At 65.4% G+C, this 21522-nt stretch carries 17 protein-coding genes; 8 read left to right on the forward strand and 9 right to left on the reverse strand.

Annotated elements, in window-relative coordinates:
- Positions 1–245: 245 nt before the first annotated feature.
- Both ACYOEI_RS35945 and ACYOEI_RS35950 read right to left on the reverse strand, forming a co-directional pair.
- Complete coding sequence (locus tag ACYOEI_RS35945) at positions 246–1646, reverse strand: DUF1501 domain-containing protein (RefSeq protein WP_462855242.1); 1401 nt, start codon at positions 1644–1646, stop codon at positions 246–248.
- A 249-nt stretch (positions 1647–1895) separates the two neighbouring features.
- The gene (locus ACYOEI_RS35950) at positions 1896–2483 is read right to left on the reverse strand and encodes an NADPH-dependent FMN reductase (RefSeq protein WP_462855149.1); all 588 of its coding nucleotides are present in this window, start codon (positions 2481–2483) and stop codon (positions 1896–1898) included.
- 363 nt (positions 2484–2846) lie between these two features.
- On the opposite strand from ACYOEI_RS35950, the gene ACYOEI_RS35955 reads away from it, so the two are divergent.
- Positions 2847–3752, forward strand: coding sequence for a hypothetical protein (locus ACYOEI_RS35955; RefSeq protein ID WP_462855150.1), 906 nt, complete (start codon positions 2847–2849; stop codon positions 3750–3752).
- Here the strand turns inward: ACYOEI_RS35955 and ACYOEI_RS35960 are convergent.
- Together ACYOEI_RS35960 and ACYOEI_RS35965 are read right to left on the reverse strand one after the other, a co-directional pair.
- A complete protein-coding gene (locus ACYOEI_RS35960; protein ID WP_462855152.1) occupies positions 3744–6257 on the reverse strand; it encodes a DUF1559 domain-containing protein in 2514 nt (837 codons plus the stop codon). The two genes, ACYOEI_RS35955 and ACYOEI_RS35960, sit on opposite strands and share 9 nt — an antisense overlap.
- A gap of 179 nt (positions 6258–6436) precedes the next feature.
- Positions 6437–7222 carry a tetratricopeptide repeat protein gene (locus ACYOEI_RS35965; RefSeq protein ID WP_462855153.1) on the reverse strand — a complete coding sequence of 262 codons (786 nt, stop codon included), beginning with the start codon at positions 7220–7222 and terminating at the stop codon, positions 6437–6439.
- Positions 7223–7711: 489 nt separating this feature from the next.
- On the opposite strand from ACYOEI_RS35965, the gene ACYOEI_RS35970 reads away from it, so the two are divergent.
- From ACYOEI_RS35970 to ACYOEI_RS35980, 3 genes are read left to right on the forward strand one after another with little or no spacing between them, the layout of a single operon-like run.
- A complete protein-coding gene (locus ACYOEI_RS35970; RefSeq protein WP_462855154.1) occupies positions 7712–8305 on the forward strand; it encodes a hypothetical protein in 594 nt (197 codons plus the stop codon).
- Positions 8306–8348: 43 nt separating this feature from the next.
- Entirely contained in the window at positions 8349–9149 is an 801-nt protein-coding gene (locus ACYOEI_RS35975) for a fused DSP-PTPase phosphatase/NAD kinase-like protein (RefSeq protein WP_462855155.1), read from the forward strand.
- Positions 9076–9660 (forward strand): protein-tyrosine phosphatase family protein, encoded by a 585-nt coding sequence (locus tag ACYOEI_RS35980; protein ID WP_462855156.1) that lies wholly within the window; start codon positions 9076–9078, stop codon positions 9658–9660. The genes ACYOEI_RS35975 and ACYOEI_RS35980 overlap by 74 nt, the downstream gene beginning before the upstream one ends.
- Before the next feature lie 27 nt (positions 9661–9687).
- On the opposite strand, the gene ACYOEI_RS35985 is transcribed toward ACYOEI_RS35980, so the two are convergent.
- Positions 9688–10140 (reverse strand): response regulator, encoded by a 453-nt coding sequence (locus tag ACYOEI_RS35985; protein ID WP_462855158.1) that lies wholly within the window; start codon positions 10138–10140, stop codon positions 9688–9690.
- Positions 10141–10415: 275 nt separating this feature from the next.
- The gene (locus ACYOEI_RS35990; protein ID WP_462855160.1) at positions 10416–10628 is read right to left on the reverse strand and encodes a hypothetical protein; all 213 of its coding nucleotides are present in this window, start codon (positions 10626–10628) and stop codon (positions 10416–10418) included.
- Positions 10629–11654: 1026 nt separating this feature from the next.
- Here ACYOEI_RS35990 and ACYOEI_RS35995 point away from each other — a divergent pair.
- From ACYOEI_RS35995 to ACYOEI_RS36010, 4 genes are all read left to right on the forward strand, one after another.
- The gene (locus tag ACYOEI_RS35995) at positions 11655–12797 is read left to right on the forward strand and encodes an alpha/beta hydrolase family protein (RefSeq protein ID WP_462855161.1); all 1143 of its coding nucleotides are present in this window, start codon (positions 11655–11657) and stop codon (positions 12795–12797) included.
- Positions 12798–12883: 86 nt separating this feature from the next.
- Complete coding sequence (locus tag ACYOEI_RS36000) at positions 12884–13600, forward strand: bestrophin-like domain (RefSeq protein WP_462855163.1); 717 nt, start codon at positions 12884–12886, stop codon at positions 13598–13600.
- A 209-nt stretch (positions 13601–13809) separates the two neighbouring features.
- On the forward strand, positions 13810–14379 hold the full coding sequence (locus tag ACYOEI_RS36005) for a DUF3124 domain-containing protein (protein ID WP_462855165.1): 570 nt from the start codon (positions 13810–13812) through the stop codon (positions 14377–14379).
- Between the two features lie 436 nt (positions 14380–14815).
- Positions 14816–15811 (forward strand): OmpA family protein, encoded by a 996-nt coding sequence (locus tag ACYOEI_RS36010; RefSeq protein ID WP_462855166.1) that lies wholly within the window; start codon positions 14816–14818, stop codon positions 15809–15811.
- A gap of 133 nt (positions 15812–15944) precedes the next feature.
- Here the strand turns inward: ACYOEI_RS36010 and ACYOEI_RS36015 are convergent, their stop codons facing one another.
- The 3 genes from ACYOEI_RS36015 to ACYOEI_RS36025 all read right to left on the reverse strand — a co-directional run bounded on the left by ACYOEI_RS36015 (position 15945) and on the right by ACYOEI_RS36025 (position 21392).
- Positions 15945–17342, reverse strand: a complete 1398-nt coding sequence (locus ACYOEI_RS36015; protein WP_462855167.1) for a neutral/alkaline non-lysosomal ceramidase N-terminal domain-containing protein — start codon at positions 17340–17342, stop codon at positions 15945–15947.
- Between the two features lie 181 nt (positions 17343–17523).
- Positions 17524–19368 carry an ABC transporter permease subunit gene (locus ACYOEI_RS36020; protein WP_462855168.1) on the reverse strand — a complete coding sequence of 615 codons (1845 nt, stop codon included), beginning with the start codon at positions 19366–19368 and terminating at the stop codon, positions 17524–17526.
- 161 nt (positions 19369–19529) lie between these two features.
- Entirely contained in the window at positions 19530–21392 is a 1863-nt protein-coding gene (locus ACYOEI_RS36025; RefSeq protein WP_462855169.1) for an ABC transporter permease subunit, read from the reverse strand.
- Positions 21393–21522: the final 130 nt, after the last annotated feature.

Below are 21522 nucleotides of genomic sequence, written 5' to 3' on the forward strand. Positions count from 1 at the left end.
CCTGGGAGGCGATAAGGAAGTCGATGTAGGACTCATCGGTGCAGCGCGGTGTGTTCATACCTCTCATCGTAGGGGCGATGAACAAACCAACAAAGTGATCAGAATAGCACTAACTGCGTAACTCCTATGAAAATTTTCAATTCTTATCTGCGTTCATCTGCGCCATCTGTTGATAAAAATCTCCCTCTTTGTCTCATCCGTGTTCACTCCGTGGCTCAATCGTCCCCGTCCAAAATCTCTGGCTATCAGGCCGAGGCCCCTGAGAAGAGGGCGGAAATCGGCTGTCCGGTGCAGAGTTGGATGGGCCGAGCCAGGCGGTCGTGGAGTTCGGTTTCGGGGTCGATGCCCAGGGAGTGATAGATCGTGGCGGCGAGGTCGCCGGGGGTGAAGGGGCGGCTGGCGGGATAGGCGCCCATCTTGTCGGACTGGCCGATGACCTGGCCGCCTCGGACCCCCGCGCCGGCGAAGGCGGCGGAGAAGCATGAGGACCAGTGGTCACGGCCGTCGGGAGAGTTGATGTTGCCCGTGCTCCGGCCGATCCGGGGGGTCCGCCCGAACTCGCCCATGACGACCACGAGCGTCTCGTCGAGCAGGCCCGTAGCCTGGAGGTCGTCGAGCAAGGCCGAGACGCCGCGGTCGGTCGGCGGCAGGAGTCGATCTTTGAGGGAGCGGAAGTTGCCCGAGTGCGTGTCCCAGGTCTGGACTTTTCCCATGTTCACCTGGACGATCGGCACGCCCGCCTGGACCAGCCGACGCGCCAACAGGAGCGACTGGCCGAACGCGTGACGGCCGTAGCGGTCGCGAGTGCGGGGGTCTTCGCGGCCCATGTCGAAGGCGTGAGAGACCTTGCCCGAGGAGAGGAGCGAGTAGGCCAGCTCCTTCTGATCCTCGAACGGGTCTTTCTGCGGCCGATCCCCCGAGGTCGCTAGCTGGGCGCCGAGATCGTCGAAGAGGGCCCGGCGACGCCGGACGCGTTCGGCGTCGAGCCCGGCGGGGAGGGACAGGTCGTCGACGTGGAAGTCGGGGCGGTTCGGGTCCTGGCGGATCAGCCAGGGGTCGTGCTTCGGGCCGAGGAATCCCGAGTGCTGGCCCGGCCAGACGAGCGGGCCTTCCATCAGGAACGTCGGGAGCGTGACGCCGCTCGGGACGCCGTCAGCCGTCGGGCGGACCTTGTCCAGGACCGAGGCGTAGCAGGGGTAGTCGTCCCTCGAGGCGATCTTGTCGAAGAACGCGCCCGGCTGAGGGTGGCCGGTGAGGACCTGGTGCGTCCCATTCAGGTGGTTCGTGTGCTGGTGGGACAACGACCGGACGACCGCCAATTTGTCCGCCCTGGCCGCGAGGCCGGGCAGGTGCTCGCAGTATTGGATGCCGGGGACGTTCGTGGCGATCGGCCGGAACTCGCCCCGGATCCCCTCGGGCGCGTCGGGCTTCATGTCGAACGAGTCGAGGTGACTGAGGCCCCCGGTCAGGAAGACCACGATCATCGACTTCGCCCGGCCCGTCCTGCGCACGGCACCCACAGCCGGACTCGCGAGGCTTCGGCCCGCCAGCAACCCCTGGAGCCCCATGCCGAAGAACCCCGAGAACCCCACCTGGAGGAACTCGCGGCGGATGATTCCGGTCGGGTGGGTTGGTGTCCTCATCATGACCTCGACGGGAAAGACGGCGGGCGGCAGGATGTCACGATTCTTCGGCGGGAGAGTCGTCAAGCATAGCTCAAACACCACCCTACCGCAAGCCGGTTGGGGGAGGAGGACAGGGGGAGAATCGATCAACAGATGACGCAGAGGATCGCAGATAGGAAAGGGGAAAAGATTTTCAAATTATTTTGAATTTTCTAATTTTATCTGCGTTTATCTGCGTCATCTGTTGATCGATTCTCCCCCTTTTCCCCCTCACCGCCGATAGTGGGCCGCGAAGGTGTCGGCGGTCTTCTCGGCGAGGTCGTGGTCGAACTGGCCGCGGATCAGGGTGCCGTAGGCGAGGAGGTCGCGGACGAGCATGTCCAGGCGGTGGCGGAGCTTCGGGGAGAACTCGCCGGCATGGTCGATGTCCTGGTCGGGGTGGAGGGCGAGGCCGTAGGGGAGGCTCCAGCCGTAGCATTGGCGGACGGCCGTCCGCATCTGGTCCATGGCGGTCAGGCCCTTCTCGTGCGATGCGCAGACGTGGCCGAAGAGCTTGCCGGCGAATTCTTTCCAGTGGTAGTCGAGGAAGTTCTTGATTGCCCCGGACATCGAGCCGTGGTAGTCGGGGGAGCCGATCAAGTAGGCGTCGGCCCAGGCGACCTCCCGAGCGACGGAGCGGACGACCTCGGGAATCGGGTCGAGCTTGGGCCGGAACATCGGCAGGTCGAGCTCGCGAAGGTCGATGAACCGCGTCTCCGCCCCGAGTTCGCGGGCTCGCTCCAGGCCGAGGGCGATCATCCGGGTGCTGTGCGACCCGGCCCTCATGCTCCCCCCAACCCCGAGCAGCTTGATCCCCATCTCTGCCCTCCCCAACCACCCTGCCCTGCCACGACCTCACCTTGGTCGAACTCGGGTTCGACCATGCGAACCTTGTTCCAGTCTCGCACTTCGGCCGCGGTTAGCCTAGACGGGGCCTGCGACGATTTCCGACGTTGCCCGCGAGATTTGCACGGATGTCCACAGTTCCCCAACTCTCGATGAGCGAGTAAGATAGGGAACGGTCAAGGACGACGACCAGACCTTCGGGGGCCTCGTTTCTCAACTCCGTCGGGCGTGCGAGCCTCGCGATCGCGTGCCGAACGGGGAGAAGGAGAATGGGTCCCGACCCGGCGCGGGAATGCCGGGCGGTCGTCGATCGGGTTGGATTCGGGGCGGAGCCGAATGATCACGGAACGCATCAAGAGCATGCTCGAGGCGTGCGAGGCGGGGCAGCCGAGCTTCCCTCCCACGGTCCTCTTCAGCGAGAACTGGCTGCTCCGTGTCGTGATCGACTGGTTCGCCCACCACGGCGGCGACCGGTATCCGCTGTCTCCCCTGGAGAAGGCCCGCTGGTTCTCGGAGGCCTGGCTCCCCTCGGCGTTCCTCCCGAGGCACCGGGGCGACAAGCTCGCGGAGTCGAGGACGCACGCGGACGGCGTCATCGGCCATTTCACGATCGGCGACCCCGGCACGGCCGGCCTGGCGCTCGCGAGGGATGCCCGGCAGTTCGTCGTCCTCGAGGCGAAGCTCTTCAACCGGTTCTCGCCGGGGGTCAAGAACGCGACCTTTTACGACCAGGCCGCGCGGACCGTCGCCTGCATCGCCGAGGTCCTCCGCCGCGCCGAGCGAGTCCCGGAGTTGATGGACGACCTCGCCTTCCTCGTCCTGGCCCCGCAAGCGAGGATCGACGACGGGGTCTTCGCCTGGGACACCGCCATCGACTCGATTCGGCGCAAGGTCCGCCGACGCGTCGAAGAATACGACGGCGAGCGCGACGAGTGGCTCGACGAATGGTTCGAGCCGACTCTCAAGCGGGTCGAGGTCCGTTGCCTGAGTTGGGAGGACACGATCGAGGCGATCGCCTTCCACGACCCCGAGTGGGGCCAATTCATCGACACGTTTTATGGCAAGTGCCTGCGATTCAACCGCCCGCAGGCCCTCGCCGCCTACCCGGGCCGACGCTGTATCGCCGGCCAGCCTTATGAGCCGCCGAAGCCGAAGACTCGGAAACCGAAGCGGCCCGAGAGGATGCTCCCGGGTGGGGACGAGCCGAGGCCCGTCCCCGCCCGAGCTCGGCCGTCAGAATGAGTCGGGAGCGATCACCTCGCCCCCGGCTCGGGTGATCAGGTTCCGGAAGATCTCCGGTGCGGTCGAGAGTTTGAGGAATCTCACCGAGCCGTCTCCGAACAGTGCGTTGAATCCGCCTGGATGGAACGACCCGGCGCCGAGCAGACCCTCCGCCCGCTTCGGTTCGAATGTCAGGTCCTCCGGCTTGGTCCAGGGGACGGCCTCACTCGCCTCGACCACGGCGATCGTGGTCGACGTCCCGTCGGTAATTGCTCGGAGTGGATTCTCGCTCGTCGCATTCCAGAACGCACCGTTGCCGACGAACGCGCGATAAGTCGTCTCGGTCCTGGCGCGGGACGAGTTCCCCAAACACGCGAAGACTTTCGGCCTCGATAAGAGGAGCGTTCGGTTGTGGGGACTGTCCCAGGGCTCGTCACGCTTGAATTGATCGTAGAGCTCCTTTTCCCCCAGGAAGGGGAGCAGCTCAACCCTCCAACTCAGGAGCGGCTTGCCCTGCTTATCGGCGATGGCGGCGGGGGGTAAGGCACCATGGGCCGACTCGTACTTGTGGAGTGCCCGGCCGATCTCTCTGAGATTGTTGAGACAACTGGTCCGTTTCGCGGCTTCGCGTGCCGCCTGCACGGCGGGGAGGAACAATCCGACCAGAAGACTGGCCGACTGGGGGGCGAGGGTACTCGGGAAAGACTCGCGCGCGACGAAACGGACTCCCTGGGGATCGGTCGTGATGGAGAACGAACCGGGGAAGAGGAACTTCTGGAGCTCCTGGGGGGTCGGCATCAGATCGGGTGACACCTGGATCGAGAATCCCGGACCGGCCGGCACGCCACCGGCGGGATTGCCCTTCGCAGCCTCTCGCTGAATCAACGGGTTGATCACCTTGAGCATGGCGGGGATGCTCGCAACCTGGGTCGGGAGGGTCTCTCGCAGATCGTTCACCTTCAGGAAGATCAGCCCCTTGGGAATCTGCTTGGCCATGGCCACGAAAGGACCATTGGGGGCCCAACGCCCCGACTCGCGCCCCGCCAATGCCAGGGCCTGCTCGGCCAGAGCTGTGCGAGCCGCGATGACCAGTTCGTCCTTGCCGACGAGCACGCTTGGCGACAGATCCGCGAACGGGCCGACGAGGACTCGCGGGTGCATGACCAGGGTGTAGGCCGGACGCAGGCCTTCGATCTTGCGAAATCGGGGGAGGGATTCCGCGGGGAAGCGTGACGCGTTCGGATCTGGGGGAGGCGCGCTGATCCGGCGATTCAAGGTGTCCGTCAGGAGGCCGACGACCTTGCCGACGGCCGCTTGATCCCTCACCTGGGCCGTGATCTCGGCCTCCAGGAGCGGGTACGGCTGGACGGCCCTCCCCGACGACGGGCGAGAGTAGGAGGCCAGCTTCGGCCCGAGGGAGGCGAGGAGGTCTTTACGGAGGTCGAAACCGAGGGCGCTTCGCGAGGATTTCTCCCAGGCGTCGACCTTCGACGCCTGTTCGGGCCCTGCCGATTTCACAAGCGTGATGATCCGATCATAGGTCCTGGGCATGTCGACGGACAGGACCGAGAAGCCGGTGATGCCCGACGGCAGAGGGGGGAGCGTCGCCAGGTCGAACGTCGGCTGATCGACGAGTGCCAGGAGACCCTTCCTCGGCGCCGGGGCGACGACCCGGACGACGCTCATGAGGGCATCTGCCTGGAATCCGACGCGAAGGTCAATCCTCTTGAGGCCCGCCAGGCCAAGGTCGGCCGCCGACTTCGGCACGGGCGGCATCGCGGTCAAGTCGAAAAAACCGATCACCAAAGGCTCGAAGGCCGTCGAAGACTTCGCCAAGTCAGTACGAAGCGGATGATCCTTAGCGCTGGGAACCTTGGCGTCGATCGCTTTCAGATAATAGTCAAGGCTCTTGATCCTACAGAAAACATAGTCACCCTTTTCATCCCAGCATACCTGGCCATCCCTGGGTTTGCCGCCGACCTTGATCGTCCGGCCCGACTTCTGGATTGTCTTCACGCCCCCGTCGTCGCGATACGAGGCTTCGAAGAGCCCATCAAGATCCTCGCGAATTCCCGTCCGAGCCTCTCCTCGGATTGCAAAAAGCGTGTGAAATTCTTCCTCCGAAACGATATTCATCGCGAGCACGAAACCCTGGCGAAGCACCTTGTTCAGGAGCGAGAAACTGATCTTAATGGCGGGCCTGGCCTCATCTCCGACCCTTGAGATTGCCTGGAAGGCCTGGGTCGCGAGATCCTCGAAGAGTTCACCGAGCGTCGTCTGGTTGAGGATCTTGTAAAGGGCGGACCGTCGCCAGGCCTGGTCGCGGGCGGCGAAGCCCTGAAACTCCAGGTAAACGGCGAGCTTCTCGGCGGGGATGAGTTGGGTCAGGGACGAACTCGGCTGGGTGACGGGCTTCGCCTTGGGGGTCTGTGCCGTTGAGAGGGACGTCCATCCGAGCGATAGCAAAAGCACGACGAAGCTTACAAGCCTACGTAGCTTGGCAGAACCGACAACGTTTCGACTCAACAGAATTCCTTTCAACAGACGGAGGGGGAAGCCGGCATTCCGTCTCGGGGATCAACCCCGTGCCGGCTGTACGATACGTGGATCGGATTCGCGCGAGACGCATGTTAAGCGCGCGCACCTCACCCTTGCAATCGAGGCTTCGCGATCGCATGCCCCTGCTGGCAGGTGGGCGGACCGACTCAGCGAAATCCTTTGAAGCCCGAGTTCGAGGTGTTGGCTTTGGCGCGGGCGGCCCGTTGCGCTTCGGCGATCGTGGTGCGGATTTCCTTGGCGCGGGCCTCGAGCGTTTCGGCCTCGGGGATGCGGTTGGCGCGTCGGAGCATGGCGGCGTAGTGCTCGGAGGCCTCGGCGATGTCGGCGTGGCCGGCCGGGAGCGACCGCTCGAGGAGGACGATCTCGCGTTTGTAGAGCGTGTCCGCCTCAGCGAACTTCCCGCGCTCGGTGTAGATCCCCGCGAGGACGTCGAGGGGCAAGGCCGAGTCGGCGTGATCGCGTCCCTGGATCCTCTCCTGGAGGGCGAGGGCCCGCACCAGGAGCGCCTCCGCCTTCTCGTACTTCCGCTGGGCGCGGTCGATCTGGGCGAGGAGGTAGAGGCTCTGGAAGACCCCCTCCGGCTTGACCCTGGGATGGGCCTCACGGACGCTCAGGGCCCAGGCGGCCAGGGGCTCGGCTTCGGCGAAGCGATTCTCCTCGTAGAGGACCCGCGCGAGGTCCACGTAGCTCCGGGCCAGGAGCCGCTTGTCGTCCGCCTCGTAGGGCTTCATCACGCGGATGGCCGAGTGGAATCGGTTCTCGGCGAGGGCGAGATCGCCGCGATCGAAGGCGCGCCAGCCCGCGTCGTTGTAGAAGATCCAGTCTCGCAAGACGCCCACGGGGAGGTCTTTGGCCGTCGAAGGACGCCCCGGGACCAACACGCCCGCGAACACCGCCAGGGCCAGCCGAGCGATCAGGTGAGGCCGACTCATGGTTCTCCCGCCCCCCGACGAGAATGGACGCCCCTGAGGAAACGCGCCACGGTCGGGCCGGGTTCGACGAGCCACTCGAGGCGTCCGTCGTACCGGCCGGACTTTCAATTCTTGATTTTAGCGACACCTCTCCCGCCCTTCAACGAATGGCTTCGATGGGATCGCGTCGGTTGTCCTTGACGATCGGGGGCTTTCCTCGTAAAAGGTGGGCCGTTCCTCGATCGACCCTGGTCCCGGGTCTCGATCCTGCGACCACCGTGAGACCCCACCCTGCCCTCGCGTCGAGAATGGTCCGGGACGTACGGCCAAGACGCCGGCTGATGGTTGGCCGAAAGTCTTTGGCGGGCGGCGTTCGGTGCTTCGGGTCCTTGAGGCCCGACATTCGGCTCTCAACCGAGCAGTGCCGGGCCTGAAGGCGAATCGGCCCTCGAGCCCCGGGGGTGTGATCGGATTATCGCGCGAGGCGCGCCGAGGTGGATGGTGGGGAGTATGCGTACCACGACTCTCCGGACGGCGATCTTCTCGACACTCTGGCTGGCGGCGGCCGGTTGCGCGAGCCAGCCCGAAGCACGTTACGTCTACCAGGACGGGGAGTTCGGGGTCATCGGCATCCCCCGCAACAGCCCGTACGGCAAGAAGGATTTCCGGAAGCAAGCCCAGGACCTGATGGCCCAGCATTTCCCCGACGGCTACGAAATCGTCCGCGCGGAGGAGGTCGTCGAAGGTCAGCGCGTGCTCGACACCGGTCGCAAGACGGAGTTCGAGACCGAGCCGGCCCTGAACGCGCTCACCCAGATGATCAAGCTCGGGAAGCTCGACCACCAGGTCTCGCTCCAGCAGAAGGACCAGGTCCCGATCCTGGAGAGCCGGATCATTTATAAGCGAAGGATGGCCGAAGGGCCTCGAGGCGTGGCAGGGTTCTCGGCGTTATCGTCGACGACGCCTCGGTTCTACCTCGACCCCAACGAGATGGCGCGTTGCGACCACAACAAGCTTCTCGCCGACGTGAAGAAGGCTGTGCCTCCGGCGAAGGCGAACGACCCCGGCATCCAGAAGGCCGCCGCCAATGAACCCGCCAAGTGACCGGAGCGTCGACGCGCCGATCGCCCCGGGCCCGAGACGTTGGATGTCACGGCGTCGGCGGTGGTCCGCCTTCTTGGGTCTGACGCTGTCGATTGGCACGGGGTTCGGCGTCGCGGCGATCCGAGATGACTTCGTCGAGAAGCGGGTCGCCGTGATCGATCCCGGACACCTGGTCCGAGGAGCCTGGCAACGGCCCGGTCCGTTGCGCCGGATCATCGACCGCGAGAAGATCCGGACCATCGTCACGCTGACGGCGATCAACCGCGACGACCCGAAGTTCGTCGGCCAGGAGAGGGTCGCGAGAGACACCGGCGTCGATTGGGTGATCGTCCCGATGCGAGGCTCGCGCGCGACGCTCGAGCAGATGGCCGACGCCGCGGACCTGCTGGCCGACGCCCGACGCCAGCCGGTCTTCTTCCACTGCGTCGCCGGACACCACCGCACGAGCCTCGTCCACGCGGCCTATCGGATCCGGCACCAAGGGTGGTCGGCCGAACGGGCCTGGGACGAAGTGATGAGCCTGCCCTGGGCCCGACCCCAGGCCGACCTCGACGACCGTCGGCTGATCGAGGCGTTCGCCGACGCCCAGGCCGGGCGTGCCGAACACCTTTCCCGAAGGGATTTCGACGATGCAAGCACGCCGGTTGCGGAAGTGGATCCTCCGGCCGATCCTGGCGATGGCCCTCGCCGCGACCCTGTTCACGGGGATCCGCTACGGGACGTCGAACTTCGGGACGGTCGCGACCGGCCGTATCTACCGCTCGGCCCAGATGTCGGCCGGCACCCTCGCCAGGACCATACGCGAGCGTCGGATCAAGACCGTCCTCAACCTCCGAGGCTCTAACCCCGACCCCTGGTACGTCGCCGAGAAGGCCGCGACCCTCGACGCGGGCGCCACGCAGGTCGACGTCCACCTCGCCTCGGACCTCTGGGTTTCGAGGGAGCAGGCGAAGACCCTGCTCCAGATCCTCGACACGTGCGAATACCCCCTGCTCGTCCACTGCCAGTGGGGCGCCGAGCGGACCGGCCTGGTCTCGGCGATGACCGAGCTGCTCCGGCCGGGCGCGACGCTCGAGGACGCTCGTCGGCAGTTCTCGGTCTATTACCTGTACGTCCCGGCCGGCGACGGCGTCGTGATGGCCGCCCATCTCGACAACTACGCCGAATGGCTCCGCTCCACGAAACAGGAGCACGCCCCGGCGCAGTTCCGGCGATGGCTGGAGGGAGGCTATCGACCCGGCCGCCCGAGCGCCGAGGACTGGCCCTACTTCCCCTACCCGCTCGTGTCGATCTCGAAGCCGGGGGTCGAGACGACCCACCGCTACCTCGAAGACGGCCGAGGGCTCCGGAGATAGCCCGGCCGAAAGGTCCGGGCCCAGGGCTCACGCCGAGGTCGGCTCCGCGACCAAGGGACGACGGCTCGTCGGACGTCGGTCGAGGCGGCCCCCGGCGCAGGCCCTGAGGAGCGCATTGACGTCGATGGGCTTGGGGATCACCAGATCCGGCTCCCAGGGGCGGAGCCCCGAGACGCGCTCGTGGTCCATCGGCCCGCAAATGATCGCCACCCGAGAGTCGAGCCCGAGGTCTCTCACCTTCCGCAAGATCTCCCCACCGTCTCCGTCGCTCAGGCGAAGGTTGATGATGATCCAGTCCGGGCTCGGGTCCAGCATCGCGACGGCCTCGGCGACGCTCCTTGCCCCCGAAACGTCCCACCCGTGGCGTTCGAACAGCGACCGGAGCGCATAGAGGGTTGTCGCGTCATCGCCGACGAGGAGCAACCGTTCTCGAGGCGTCGCCGGCATCATCGCGGGCGACTGGGCCTTTTTCGTCAGCATAAGCGTCCTATCACGGAATAACGATCGGTCATCGATCCCCATCCGAAGGATAGGTCACCTTCCGCGAAAAGGTTTCGCGGGACCGTCCGATCGATCCAAAACGACGAGCCCGGTATCACCGAAGCCCGCGCCACCCGAGCAGGGAGAGGTGGTAGTCCGGAGGACCCGCGACGCTTCGCGAGGCGAGCGCGGGGTCGTTCGCTCTCCCCAAATCTGCGGGGAGGGGGAGGGATGAAACCGCTCAGGGGCCGCCTGGCGACCCCAAGGGCTCGGGCTCAGGCCGAGGCCAGCGAGGAGAAAGTCTCCCCGACCCGATCGTCGTCAACCTCGGTCGAGCGTACCGGAATAATCTGGATCCCACCGTCGGGGAGCGGACGCACGCGGATCGTACCGCGGCGGATCTCCTCCCGGATGCGCTCCTGCACCTCGGGGCGGTGGGCGTTAGCTTCGAGGACTTCCCAGCGGAAGATCGTTGAGCGGGGCGGCATCGCCTTGGCCTCGTTCCCGTAACCTATTTGAGAAAGGGTCATTCGCAGGGAAGGACGGCCGAACCCGCCCTCTCCAACACGAGAGGGGGCGAGCAGCACGAAGCCTAGCGGTCGAATGACGAGCTTGACGTTCAAAAATATTCTTACAACTTCACAGGGCGCCATCGCCCCGAAACCCTCGTCGCCAGCGGGATCCTCCACCTCGGCGCCGTACTCACAATCATAGTCGGCGCCCATCCCGTCGGCAACTTGGGACCCGCAAAAGCTCGGACTGCCCGCCTGTCGGCGCGAGCCATCGTCCTCCCACTTCGCGTGGCCCCTCCTCCTTGCCAAGACTAGCTCAAATTCCACGCCTCGTTTCGGAATTCAATAACACCGGGGATCGACCAAATTAAGCGAGATCTCGACCCCTTCCGGGGCCCTACACACCGACTAACCCCGAATCCTGATGCCATTCGCGCGACAGAACCCATCGACAATCCAGGAGCCTTTGTAGGCAAACTCCCGCAAGATCGCTTCCGACCTCGCGAACGCCGCCGCGCGACGTTGATGCACTCAGGGCCTTGCGGAAACAGACGGGAGAGCGTCCCGAGCGGGCATGAGGGGGGGGGTAACCGAAACGGGCTTCTCTGGACAACTCAACAACCATTTTCGACGTCGATCGACATCCTCTCGAAGATACGAGCGAGGGAGAATCATCGACCTCTCTTAAGTATAACAAATCTAGCCACCGTTGGTTTCTGCCTCTCATGAATTTTTTTGATAAACCGAGGTTGGCCTCCTGATCCTCGACGGCTCGTCTTCCGGACGATTTTGCCGAGACAACGATCCTGGTGGGTTGAAGGCGCCTTCGTCTCGGGAGGAGAGGTCCGGGCCCTGAGTCGCGAACGAGGGGCTGTCAACGCCGACCGAATTTCGCGAAGCCTCTCGCTATCCCCTCGCCAGGGTGGCGGATATGCTGGCGGGAGCCGTCGGCGACGAGGGCGGGATCGGGACGGGCAAGACGATCGGGGAGCGATTTCGGCGATGGAACCGAACATGATCGGGGCCTACGGCCCCTGGGCGGCCTCGCTGGCGGGAGACGGCCCGGCGAGGCTTTCGTTTCGAAACCCTCGGTTCAACGACCTCGACTCGTGGAGACGATCGGCGCGAGGACGACTGGCCGAGTGCCTGGTCAGCCCGGATGCCGGCGGGGTCCCCCGCGCCGAGGTCCAGCACGCGCTCGACTACGACGGCCTCCACGTCGAGCACCTGACCTGGCAACTCCCTTACGGTCCCCCGACCGAGGCCCTCTTCCTGAAGCCCAAAGGGGCGAATGGCCCCCTCCCGGCCGTCCTCGCATTGCACGACCACGGCGGCAACAAATACTTCGGGACGCGCAAGATCGCCCAGATGAGCGACGACCTGCACCCGATCATGCGCCGGCACCGCGACGAGTACTACGGCGGCGTGAGCTGGGCCAACGCCCTGGCGAAGCGGGGTTACGCGGTCCTCGTCCACGACGCCTTCCCCTTCGCGAGCCGACGCGTCCGGCCGGCCGACCTCCCGGCGTCGATCAAGGGGGGCCTCAAGGAGGTCAACCCCGAGTCGGAGTCGGAGATCGTGGCTTACAACAAGTTCGCCTCGCAGCACGAGACGATCATGGCCAAGAGCCTGATCTGCGCGGGGACGACCTGGGCCGGCGTCTTCCTCGCCGAGGATCGTCGGGCGCTCGACTACCTCTGTTCCCGCCCCGACGTCGAGCCGAAACGCGTCGGCTGCGGCGGCCTCTCCGGAGGAGGTATGCGGACGGTCTACCTCGGCGGGGCCGACGACCGGATCGCCTGCGCCTGCTGCGTCGGGATGATGACCACCTGGCGAGACTATCTCCTCAACAAGTCGTTCACTCATACCTGGATGGTCTACACCCCGGGCCTCCCCCTCGACCTCGACTACCCCGAAATCCTCGGCCTGCGAGCCCCGAGTCCGACGCTGGTCATGAACGACGAGGAAGACGACCTGTTCACGATGTCCGAGATGCAACGGGCCGACCGGATTCTGGCGGAGGTCTACGCCAAGGCCGGCGCCACGGACCGATATCGATGCACGTTCTACCCCGGCCCGCACAAGTTCGACCTGAAGATGCAGGACGAGGCCTTCGGCTGGTTCGACCGCTGGCTCAAGGCCTGAGCGGAGCCTCGGGCCCTCGACGCGTCGGGTCCGGCCCACCACGACCCCTCGAATCCTCGGCGAGCGACAAAGAGAACTCATGTCTCATGGTCATCGATTCTTATCTCTCGGGGTTCTTCCTGGTCCTGGGGAGCGACGTGCTGGCGATCCTCGGGCTCCTGGCGGTCCGTAAGATCCTCAAGGTCGACAACCTCATCTCGACCCACGACGTCGGGGGTTACCTCCTCTCGGTGGTCGGGACCATGTACGCGGTGATCCTCGGCCTGGTCGTCGTCGACTCGATGTCGAAGTTCGACACAGCGAGGCAGACAGCCGAGCGGGAGTCGAACTCACTGGCGAACATCATCCTCCTGACCAAGCGGTTCCCCGCCGAGAAACACCAGCGGATCCGGGCCATCGCTTCGGAGTACGTCGACCGCGTGATCCACGACGAGTGGCCGCTCCTGGATCGCGGCAGCTTCTCCTCCGAGGCCCGGCTGGCGGCCCTCCGGCTGATCGACGAGGTCTACGACTTCGAACCCGCGACCGAGAGCGAGAAGACGATCTACGCGGCCGCCGTCACCACCACCTGCGACTTCTGGCAGTGCCGGAGGACCCGCACGGTCACCGCCGAGCACGGCGTCCCCGTCCTGGAATGGGTCGTGCTGATCGTCGGCGGAGTCATCACCGTCACGTTTACTTACGTCTTCAGGCTCGAACACCTCGCGATCCAGGCCGTCATGACGGCGTTGGTCTCGACGGTCATCGCCCTCTGCCTCTACCTCGTCCTGATCTTCGGCTACCCTTACTCCGGCGATTTGTAGATCCGACCCGATGGGTTCCGGGGCACCCGGGCGATCCTCGAGCAACATGGCGGCCCCCTTACATCGCCCGGCCGCCAGGCTTCGCCCCGATGACCGCCCCGCGCCCGCCCGAAATCGAGATCAACCCGACCTCGCGGCCCAACGGGAGAGTTGGCACTCCGAGCGGGCGGCGAGGGAGCGTCCTCTCCCCCAACCAGGATCGCACGACCATGAGCCAACGACGGCGACTCAGCTTGCTCCTCATCACGGCCCTCGGCCTCTCGGCCTCGTCGGGCGGTTGCGGTGGCTCGGGAGGGAATGCCTCGATCCCCGGCCGCGCGGGCGCGGCCGACGCCCCGGGCCGCGGCGGTGTCGAGGTCGAGGCGATCGCGAACGACAAGGTGGTCGCCGGGCAGACGATCTACGTCCCGGCCTATTCCCACATCTTCACCGCGAACGACGCCCATCCTTTCAACCTGGCGGTCACGCTCAGCATCCGCAACACCGACCGGCAGCACCCGATCGTCATCTCCTCGGTGCGCTACTCCAACCAGGAGGGGCGATCCGTCCGAGACTACCTGAAGAAACCGTTGCGGATCGCCCCGCTCGCCTCCGTCGAGTACTTCGTCAAGGAGGGGGACACCAGCGGGGGCTCGTCGGCCAGCTTCCTGGTCGATTGGGCGGCGGAGAACGCCGTGAGCGACCCCGTCGTCGAGGCGGTCATGATCGGCATCGCGAGCACGCAAGGGATCTCGTTCACCTGCCCCGGACGCATCGTCTCGACTCGCGTTCCGCGCTGACCTTTCGAGCTCGAGTCTCCCGCTCATTTCCCATTGCCGCCACTCCACACCACAAAGGCACGGAGTCACAAAGGGAGGATCCCGGGAGGAAACTCCCTCTCGGGATTCCTCCGTGTTTTCTTTGTGCCTTGGTGCCTTCGTGGTGAATCTCCAGCAGGTCGATCGGGCAGGACCCGGTTGTCTTCAGCGATGAGTCTCGGTTTTTTCGCGAGTCACCCCAGGGAATCAACAAAAGACCCGCCCGACGGACATCCGAGTCCGAATATTCACACGTGCATTGTTTTTCTCGCAAACGGCGACACAAATCCCTGCCGGCGGCCGTATTGGGGCCGATGACCTTGACGACATCCCTTGAGCGTTCGCAGATGTTTTTCTGTCTGCGGATTGGTGCTCGGTCCGGGGTGGCGGGCGAGGGCGAGAAGGAGGGGGTGGGGCGATGTCGCGAATCGAAGGGGGGATTCAGCCGCTCGAAACGAGCGACCAGGGCTGTGCGACGGCGTTCTTGCTGTACGACTTCGAGGTCGGCAGCAGCCAACTGAAATCCCTGCACAAAGGCCTGCTCGCACGGCTCGCCGAAATCCTCGCGAACAACTCGGAACACAAGGTCCGCCTCGTCGGGCGGGCCAGCCGCACCGGCACGGACGCGGTCGACATGCAAGTCTCCAAGCAGCGGGCCGAGGCGGTCGCCAAGTTCTTGCGCGAGCACAAAGTCACCAAAGACCAGATCGTGGTCGATTTCATCGGCAAATCCTCCCCGTTCGGAACCGGGATGGAGTGCCCGGAAGACCGCTCGGTCGAGGTCCACATGCAGATCGCCAAGGTCCTGACCTTGGTCCTGGAGGGCACCCACTTCGTCCGCCCCACGCATGAACTGGTGAAGGCGATCCGCGAGGTCCTCGAGCCGATCGTGCGGCAGGCGGGCCGTGAGTTGAAGATCGTCCAGCAGCGGATCTTGCCGAGAGACGGGGAGTTGACCATCACCTTCGACCCCGGCGGCGGCGGGACCCGCCTCTGCGGCGTCCGGATCCTGGGCCAGGACGCGGGGGGCGTCGTCCTCGTCGGGGCCCACAAGGCCATGCGGGTCTGCGGCGGGATCACCGGCGACCCGGACGACCCCGGCGGGCTCAACCACGACAACCAATTCGAGCCGATCTTCGAAAACGGCCAGCCCGAGTTCGCCCGGTTCGTCGCCAACACCGCCATCCACGAGTTGGGCCACATCATGGCCAAGCTCGAACACTCCTCCGACCCCTACAACTACATGTCAAACGAGAACCTGCCCGCCGACCAACGCACCCGAGAGAACCTGGTGAAGTTCTACTCCGGCCGTCTGCGGTTCGAACCGACGCAGATCAGCCGCCTCGTGTGCGCCACCCAGACGGGCAACTTCCCCGGCGGGCTGCCCGAGCTGACGCCCACCAACACCAAGTGAGCTGGGCTCCCGAACGAACCCTCACGAGCCCGAAGCGCGAGCGAGTGAATCTCCCCGCGGAAAATTTGAGAGAGATTCACTCGCTCGCGCTTCGGGCTCATATCGAGGAAGAATCATCCCATCATTGATGCCGTCAACGCTTGGTCGTCGTATTGAAGGACGCCGGCAAGAGCTCGTGGACGGCGTCGATGATGACGTCCTCGGCCTCGGGGGCGAGCCTCGACGGGCGGTCGTAGAAGAGCATGGAGCCGTCGACTTCGTATCCCCCCTCTTCGATCACTCGCTTCGAGGCGATGTAACACGGCACGTCGTTGCTGTAGGCGACCACCCAGAGCCGGTCGGCGTCCCCTTCTCGCTTGATCCGCAACGCGTAGTCGACGACGACCTCTCCCGCGAGGAAGACCATGCCGAGGGTGTCGCCGAAGCACCAGGTCTGGACCGGGTAGGTCATGGTCTTGGGAGGCGTTTCGCCCCGATCGGCACGCTCGAGCATCACCCGGCCAAAGTAGCCTTCGGCGCCGGGGTGTCGGGCCATCTCGGCGAGTTGCTCTCGGGTGCGAGGGGTGCCGAACGGAAGCTCGACCTGGCGGTAGGCGGCCCGGATCGTGTTCGGTAGGGGAATCATCGTCCCCTTCAACAGCCGCTCGGTCTCGCGGGCGACCGTGGCGCCGTGCTGCTTGGCGTCGTCGAGGCGACCACTCCTCGGCTCGGGGTTGGCGTCGGCCCCGCAGCCGATCACCACGAGCGCCAGGGCGCCGGGGTAGGAACGTTCCAGCTCTTCGCAGGCGTAGCCCGACCAGTCGCCGCAGATCTTGTTGAACGTGCCGTGCAAGGTCGTGCAGTGGCACGCATAGCCGACCAGGACCGCGCGGACCTTCCCGTTCGGGTCGGCCACACGAATCACCGGCATGCTGTGGTCGACCGGCCCGCCCGGGTTCACGCCGAAGTCGACCCAGCGCCCGTCCCGCAGCACGCGGCGATTGGCGGCGAACCCGACCTTCCCCTGGGCCCACGACAGGGTCGACGGCTTGCGGTCGGCGAGCGCGGCGAGCGCGACCTTCTCGAGGGCATCGACGAGCTCGCGCGTATATCGGTCGATCCTCGACTGCTGGTCGGGCGGCAACGGGTTCCCGAAGATGAACGGGAGGCCGTTGGCCAGACAAGGGGCGCTATGCGTGTGCGACGAGCAGACGACGAACCGCTCGCGGGCGAGGCCGACCTTCCGCTTCAGCCGGCCGGCCACGTCCTCGGTCAGCCGGGCGGGGACGCCGCAGTTGTCGACGGCCAGGAGGAGGGAAACTCCGGTTGTGTCGTCGCCGATGGCCAAAGCCTTCGCCTTGATCCGGTTCTCGACCCCTTGCGACTCAGTCTTGCGATCACCGTACCCATTGAGGCGGATCGGGTAGTCGGGAGTGATGTCGACCTGGGCCACACCGACGGCGACGGCAGCCGTCGGCGAGTCGGCCCGGAGTGTTGAGGGGAGCACGGCCAGGCAAGAGACACCGAGCCAAACGAGCGTGGAATATCTCATGGGGCCTCTCGCGGCGAGGGGTTTCAGGGTTGTTCCGTCGTCGACCGCGAAAGTAACATCCGCGCGAGCGGTGGGCAACGACGCAGTCGATCACGCCCGAGAACCTCAAAGTGCCGTCGAGGTGGCCCCAGTCAAGCTCGATGGCCGAAGGGGAGGCTCGGGACCATCGGGACCTCCCGGTTCATGAACGGGCCGAGGCCAGGGCCACGTCGTCGACCTTTCCTTCGAAGAGGGCGGTCGACGACGACGGTCGCGACTCGGGGACCCGGTCCATGCAGCGGTCGAACGTCCGGATGGTCAACCAGAGGATGAACCACGCGACCGTCGCCTTGATCAGCAGGACGACGCACATCCCGATCCAGAGCCATTCGCGTCGTTCCCAAGCGAACGCGAGCGGCACTTGGAGAGCGGCGTTGGGGCCGAACATCGGGCTGAGGGCGACCAGGATATGTCCCGCCATGCGATAATAGCGCGTCCAGGTCGAGTAGTTGTTGCCCGTGGTCCACCGGGACACCGCCGACTCGACCAGGATCGGCCAGACGAGCCCGAGGACGAGGTAGATGACCGCGCTGAGGGTGATCGCCCGGCCGTACCGCCGGACCCAGGTCGCCAGGGCGACTCCGACGCTGACGAGGAATGCGCCCGAGACGAGGAAGTCGGCCACGCAAAGGGTGGCCGCCAACGCCCGTTCCCAACCCGCCTGATAGTTCGGCGGCCCGATCCCTCGCAAGGGGGCGTGGTCGGGCAGCGTGGCGGCGATCATGACCCCCGCATACAAAGGGAGCCAGGCCAGGATGAGGACCCAACGATACGCCCCCCACCACTTGGCCACGACGATCGAGCGCGTCGAGAGCGGGGTGGCAATCAAAACGTCGAGGCTGCCACGCACCCGCTCCTCGCTCAGGACGGTCGGGGCGGTGATGCTCAGGATGAGCAAACCGAAGACGCAGACGATGGCGTGCCCGCCATGAAGAAATCCCTGCGACTCTTGCGTGCCCTCACGGACGACGTCGACGGTCCCCCAGGCTGCAAGGCCCCAGGTGAGGAGGAGCAGGCCGGCCCAAAGCCTCCGGCCGAACTTCGTCGGCCGATTGCGGTGCCACTCGCGCCAGAGGACCGGGTTGCCGTCGAGGGTCGGCGAAGGCCATGAGGGGAAAAGCTGCTTCAGATCGATCCGCTTTCGTCGGGCCGCCTTCTCGGGGTGCCCCGACTGCTCGACGACGACGTGCCGTAGTGTCGCGATCGTGAACCAGAGCAGCGCCGAGGAGAGGCCAAGGCCGAGCCCGACGAAAAGCATGTAGTCCATCAGGCCCGCGAACCCCGGCCGAGTGTAAGGCGCGAAGACGAGGACGTAGGGATGGAGCTTGACGAACCAATCCGGGGGCCCGAGCAGCGTCTTGTATCGAAACGCCAGGGATAGCCAGATAGGCAAGGAGAGCAACCCGAAGCTTTCGAGCAGATAGACGCCCATCAAGACTTCGTGGGTCTTCGAGACCCGGACGGCCAGAGTCATCGCCACCGCACTACCGAGCACGGCCAACGTCAGCGAGATGACAAAGGCACCGAGCAAGGCCCAGAAATCGATGCCGCCGAGCAACGTGGCGACCGCCATGACGGGCACGCCGCAGGCGAGCATGCCGAAGACCGGCACGAGCCTCGCGGCGAGGGTCCCGAGCACGATCTCCGTGTCCGAGAGGTCGGTCGCCATCATCTGCAAGAGCGTCCCCCGCGCCCGGTCCATCCCGATCGCACCGGCCGTGGCGGCGGGCGCCGCGAGCATGACGAGCGTGACCTGGATGCCGGCCAGGGCGTAGAAGAACCACTCCCCAATTCTGGCCATCTGCTGGAAGGTCGTGGGCACGACCACGCCACTCCGCGACCAGGAGTCCATGCAGATCCAGACGATCGTCATGCCAATGAGCATGACGAGCGCGAAGAGGGAGCGAAGGGCGTAGGGCTGCCACCGCCTGGCGTTGATCAGCGACTCGAGGACGAAGACCGGTCCGAATCCCAAACGCATCGCCATCGATGGGCTCCTGCAGATGAGAGGGACCATACGAAGGATTCGGACATCGCCTCTCGTCGGACAATGGTAAGGGATCGGTCGGCGAGATGCACGCCCCTTCGTCTTCGCCCCGGATGAATCGCTCGAAGAGGAGGAGCATGGCCTCCAACGCACAGGACTCGTCACGCAGTCGAAGTCATCTCATTTTCGACGATGCGTTTCTTGGTTCGCCCGGGCCGTCTCGAGGACGGTTTTTCGGGGATCCGTCCGAGGCACCGGTCGAACGTCCTGACGGTCAGCCCGAAGAGGGCCCAGGCGCCCAGGAGCTTGACGAGGACGACGATGAGCAAGCCCACCCAGAACCAACCGCGGCGCCACCATCGGAGGCCGTAGACGAGCAAGGGGGCGTGGGAGCCATGGATGGGGCTGAGGCTGATCAGGCTGTGCTGCACGACTCGATAGGGATCCACGGCCGCCACGGCCGACTGTCCACTGATACCGAAATCGACAAATCTGGCACCGACCACCTCGACGACCATCGGCCAGACGAGGCCCGCGAGGAGGTATCCGACCACGCTCACGGTGATGGCCCGACCGACCGGGCGGATCCAGGTCGCCAGGGCGACCCCGATGCTCACGATCAAAGCGCCCGTCGCGAGGAAGTCGCCGATGCAAAGGCCGGCCGCAAAGACGCCATCCCAGGCCGTGAGCGGGACCGACCGAGGGGCTCCCGGCAGCCGGGACGGGGCCATCGTCCGGTCGAGCCACGAGGCGGCCAGGATGATGCTCGCGAACACGGGAAGCCAGGCCAGCACGAGGACTCGGCGGTACACGCCCCACCACTTCGCCGCGAGGATCGAACGCGTCGAGAGCGGGGTGGCGATGAGGACGTCGAGGCTTCCGCGCAGGCGCTCCTCGGACAACACCGTGGGGGCCGTGACGCTGAGGATCAAGAATCCGAAAACGGTCATGAGGACGAAGCCAAGGTCCAGGAGCCTCAGCGCCCCGGTGCTCCCCTCGAAGAAAAGACTGGCGACATCCCAGGCCGCGAGGCCCCAGCACAGCCCCAAGAGGCCCGCCCAGAGCCTCCGCCCCAGCCGCGACGGTCGGTTCCGGTGCCACTCGCGCCAGAGCACCGGGTGGCCGTCAAGAGTCGGCGAGGGCCAGGAGGGGAGGAGGTGTTTCACGTCGGGCAACCACCGCCGTGAAGCCCGCTCCGGACGCCCCGACTGCTCGACGACGACTCGACGAAGCGTCGCGATCGTAAACCCGACCAGCGCCGCGGAGAAGACGAAGGAAAATCCGACGAAGACAGCGTAATCCCGCGCAGAGACGAAGCCAGGCTGAGTGTAAGGCGAGAAGACGAGGACGAAAGGATTGAGCTTATTGAACCAGTCGGGCGGGGGGATGACGAAGCGGGTGTTCGCGGAAAACACCCACCAAAGTGTGGGCGAGAACAGCGCAAAACATTCGAGCAGATAAACCGCCATCAAGACTTCATGGGTCTTCGGCACCCGGACGGCCAAGGTCATAGCGATGGTGCTGCCGAGCACGGCCAGCGCCAGGGTGACGGCAAAGGCACCGAGGAGGGCCCCCGGATCGATGCCTCCGAGTAAGAAGGCGACCGCCATGACCGGCACCCCGCACGCGACGATCCCGAAGACCGGCGCGAGCCTCGCGGCGAGGGTCCCGAGCACGATCTCCGTGTCCGAGAGGTCGGTCGCCATCATCTGCAAGAGCGTCCCCCGCGCCCGGTCCATCCCGATCGCACCGGCCGTGGCCGCCGGTGCCACCAGCATGATGAGCGAAACCTGAAGGCCCGCGATTGCGTAGAAGAACCACTCCCCGACCATCGCCATCTGCTGAAAGGTTATGGGCCGCGTCAGAGTGGTCGGTGCACGGTAATCCTTGACGACCCAGACGATGCTCATGCCGATGAGCAGGACGAGCGCGAAAAGCGAGCGCAGCGCATAGACCTGCCGGCGCCTCGCGTTGATCTGCGACTCGAGGACGAAGACCGGCCCGAACCCCCATCGCATCGTCATGGATGTTCCCCCACGGGCGAGAGGGACGGCTCAGAGAATCCGATGGCCGTCTCACATCCGACGATCCTAAGGGATCGGACGATGAGATGCGCCCCTCTCTTTCTAATTCGTTCAGAGCAAGAGCCCTGGG

The organism is Singulisphaera rosea (genome assembly GCF_054877945.1).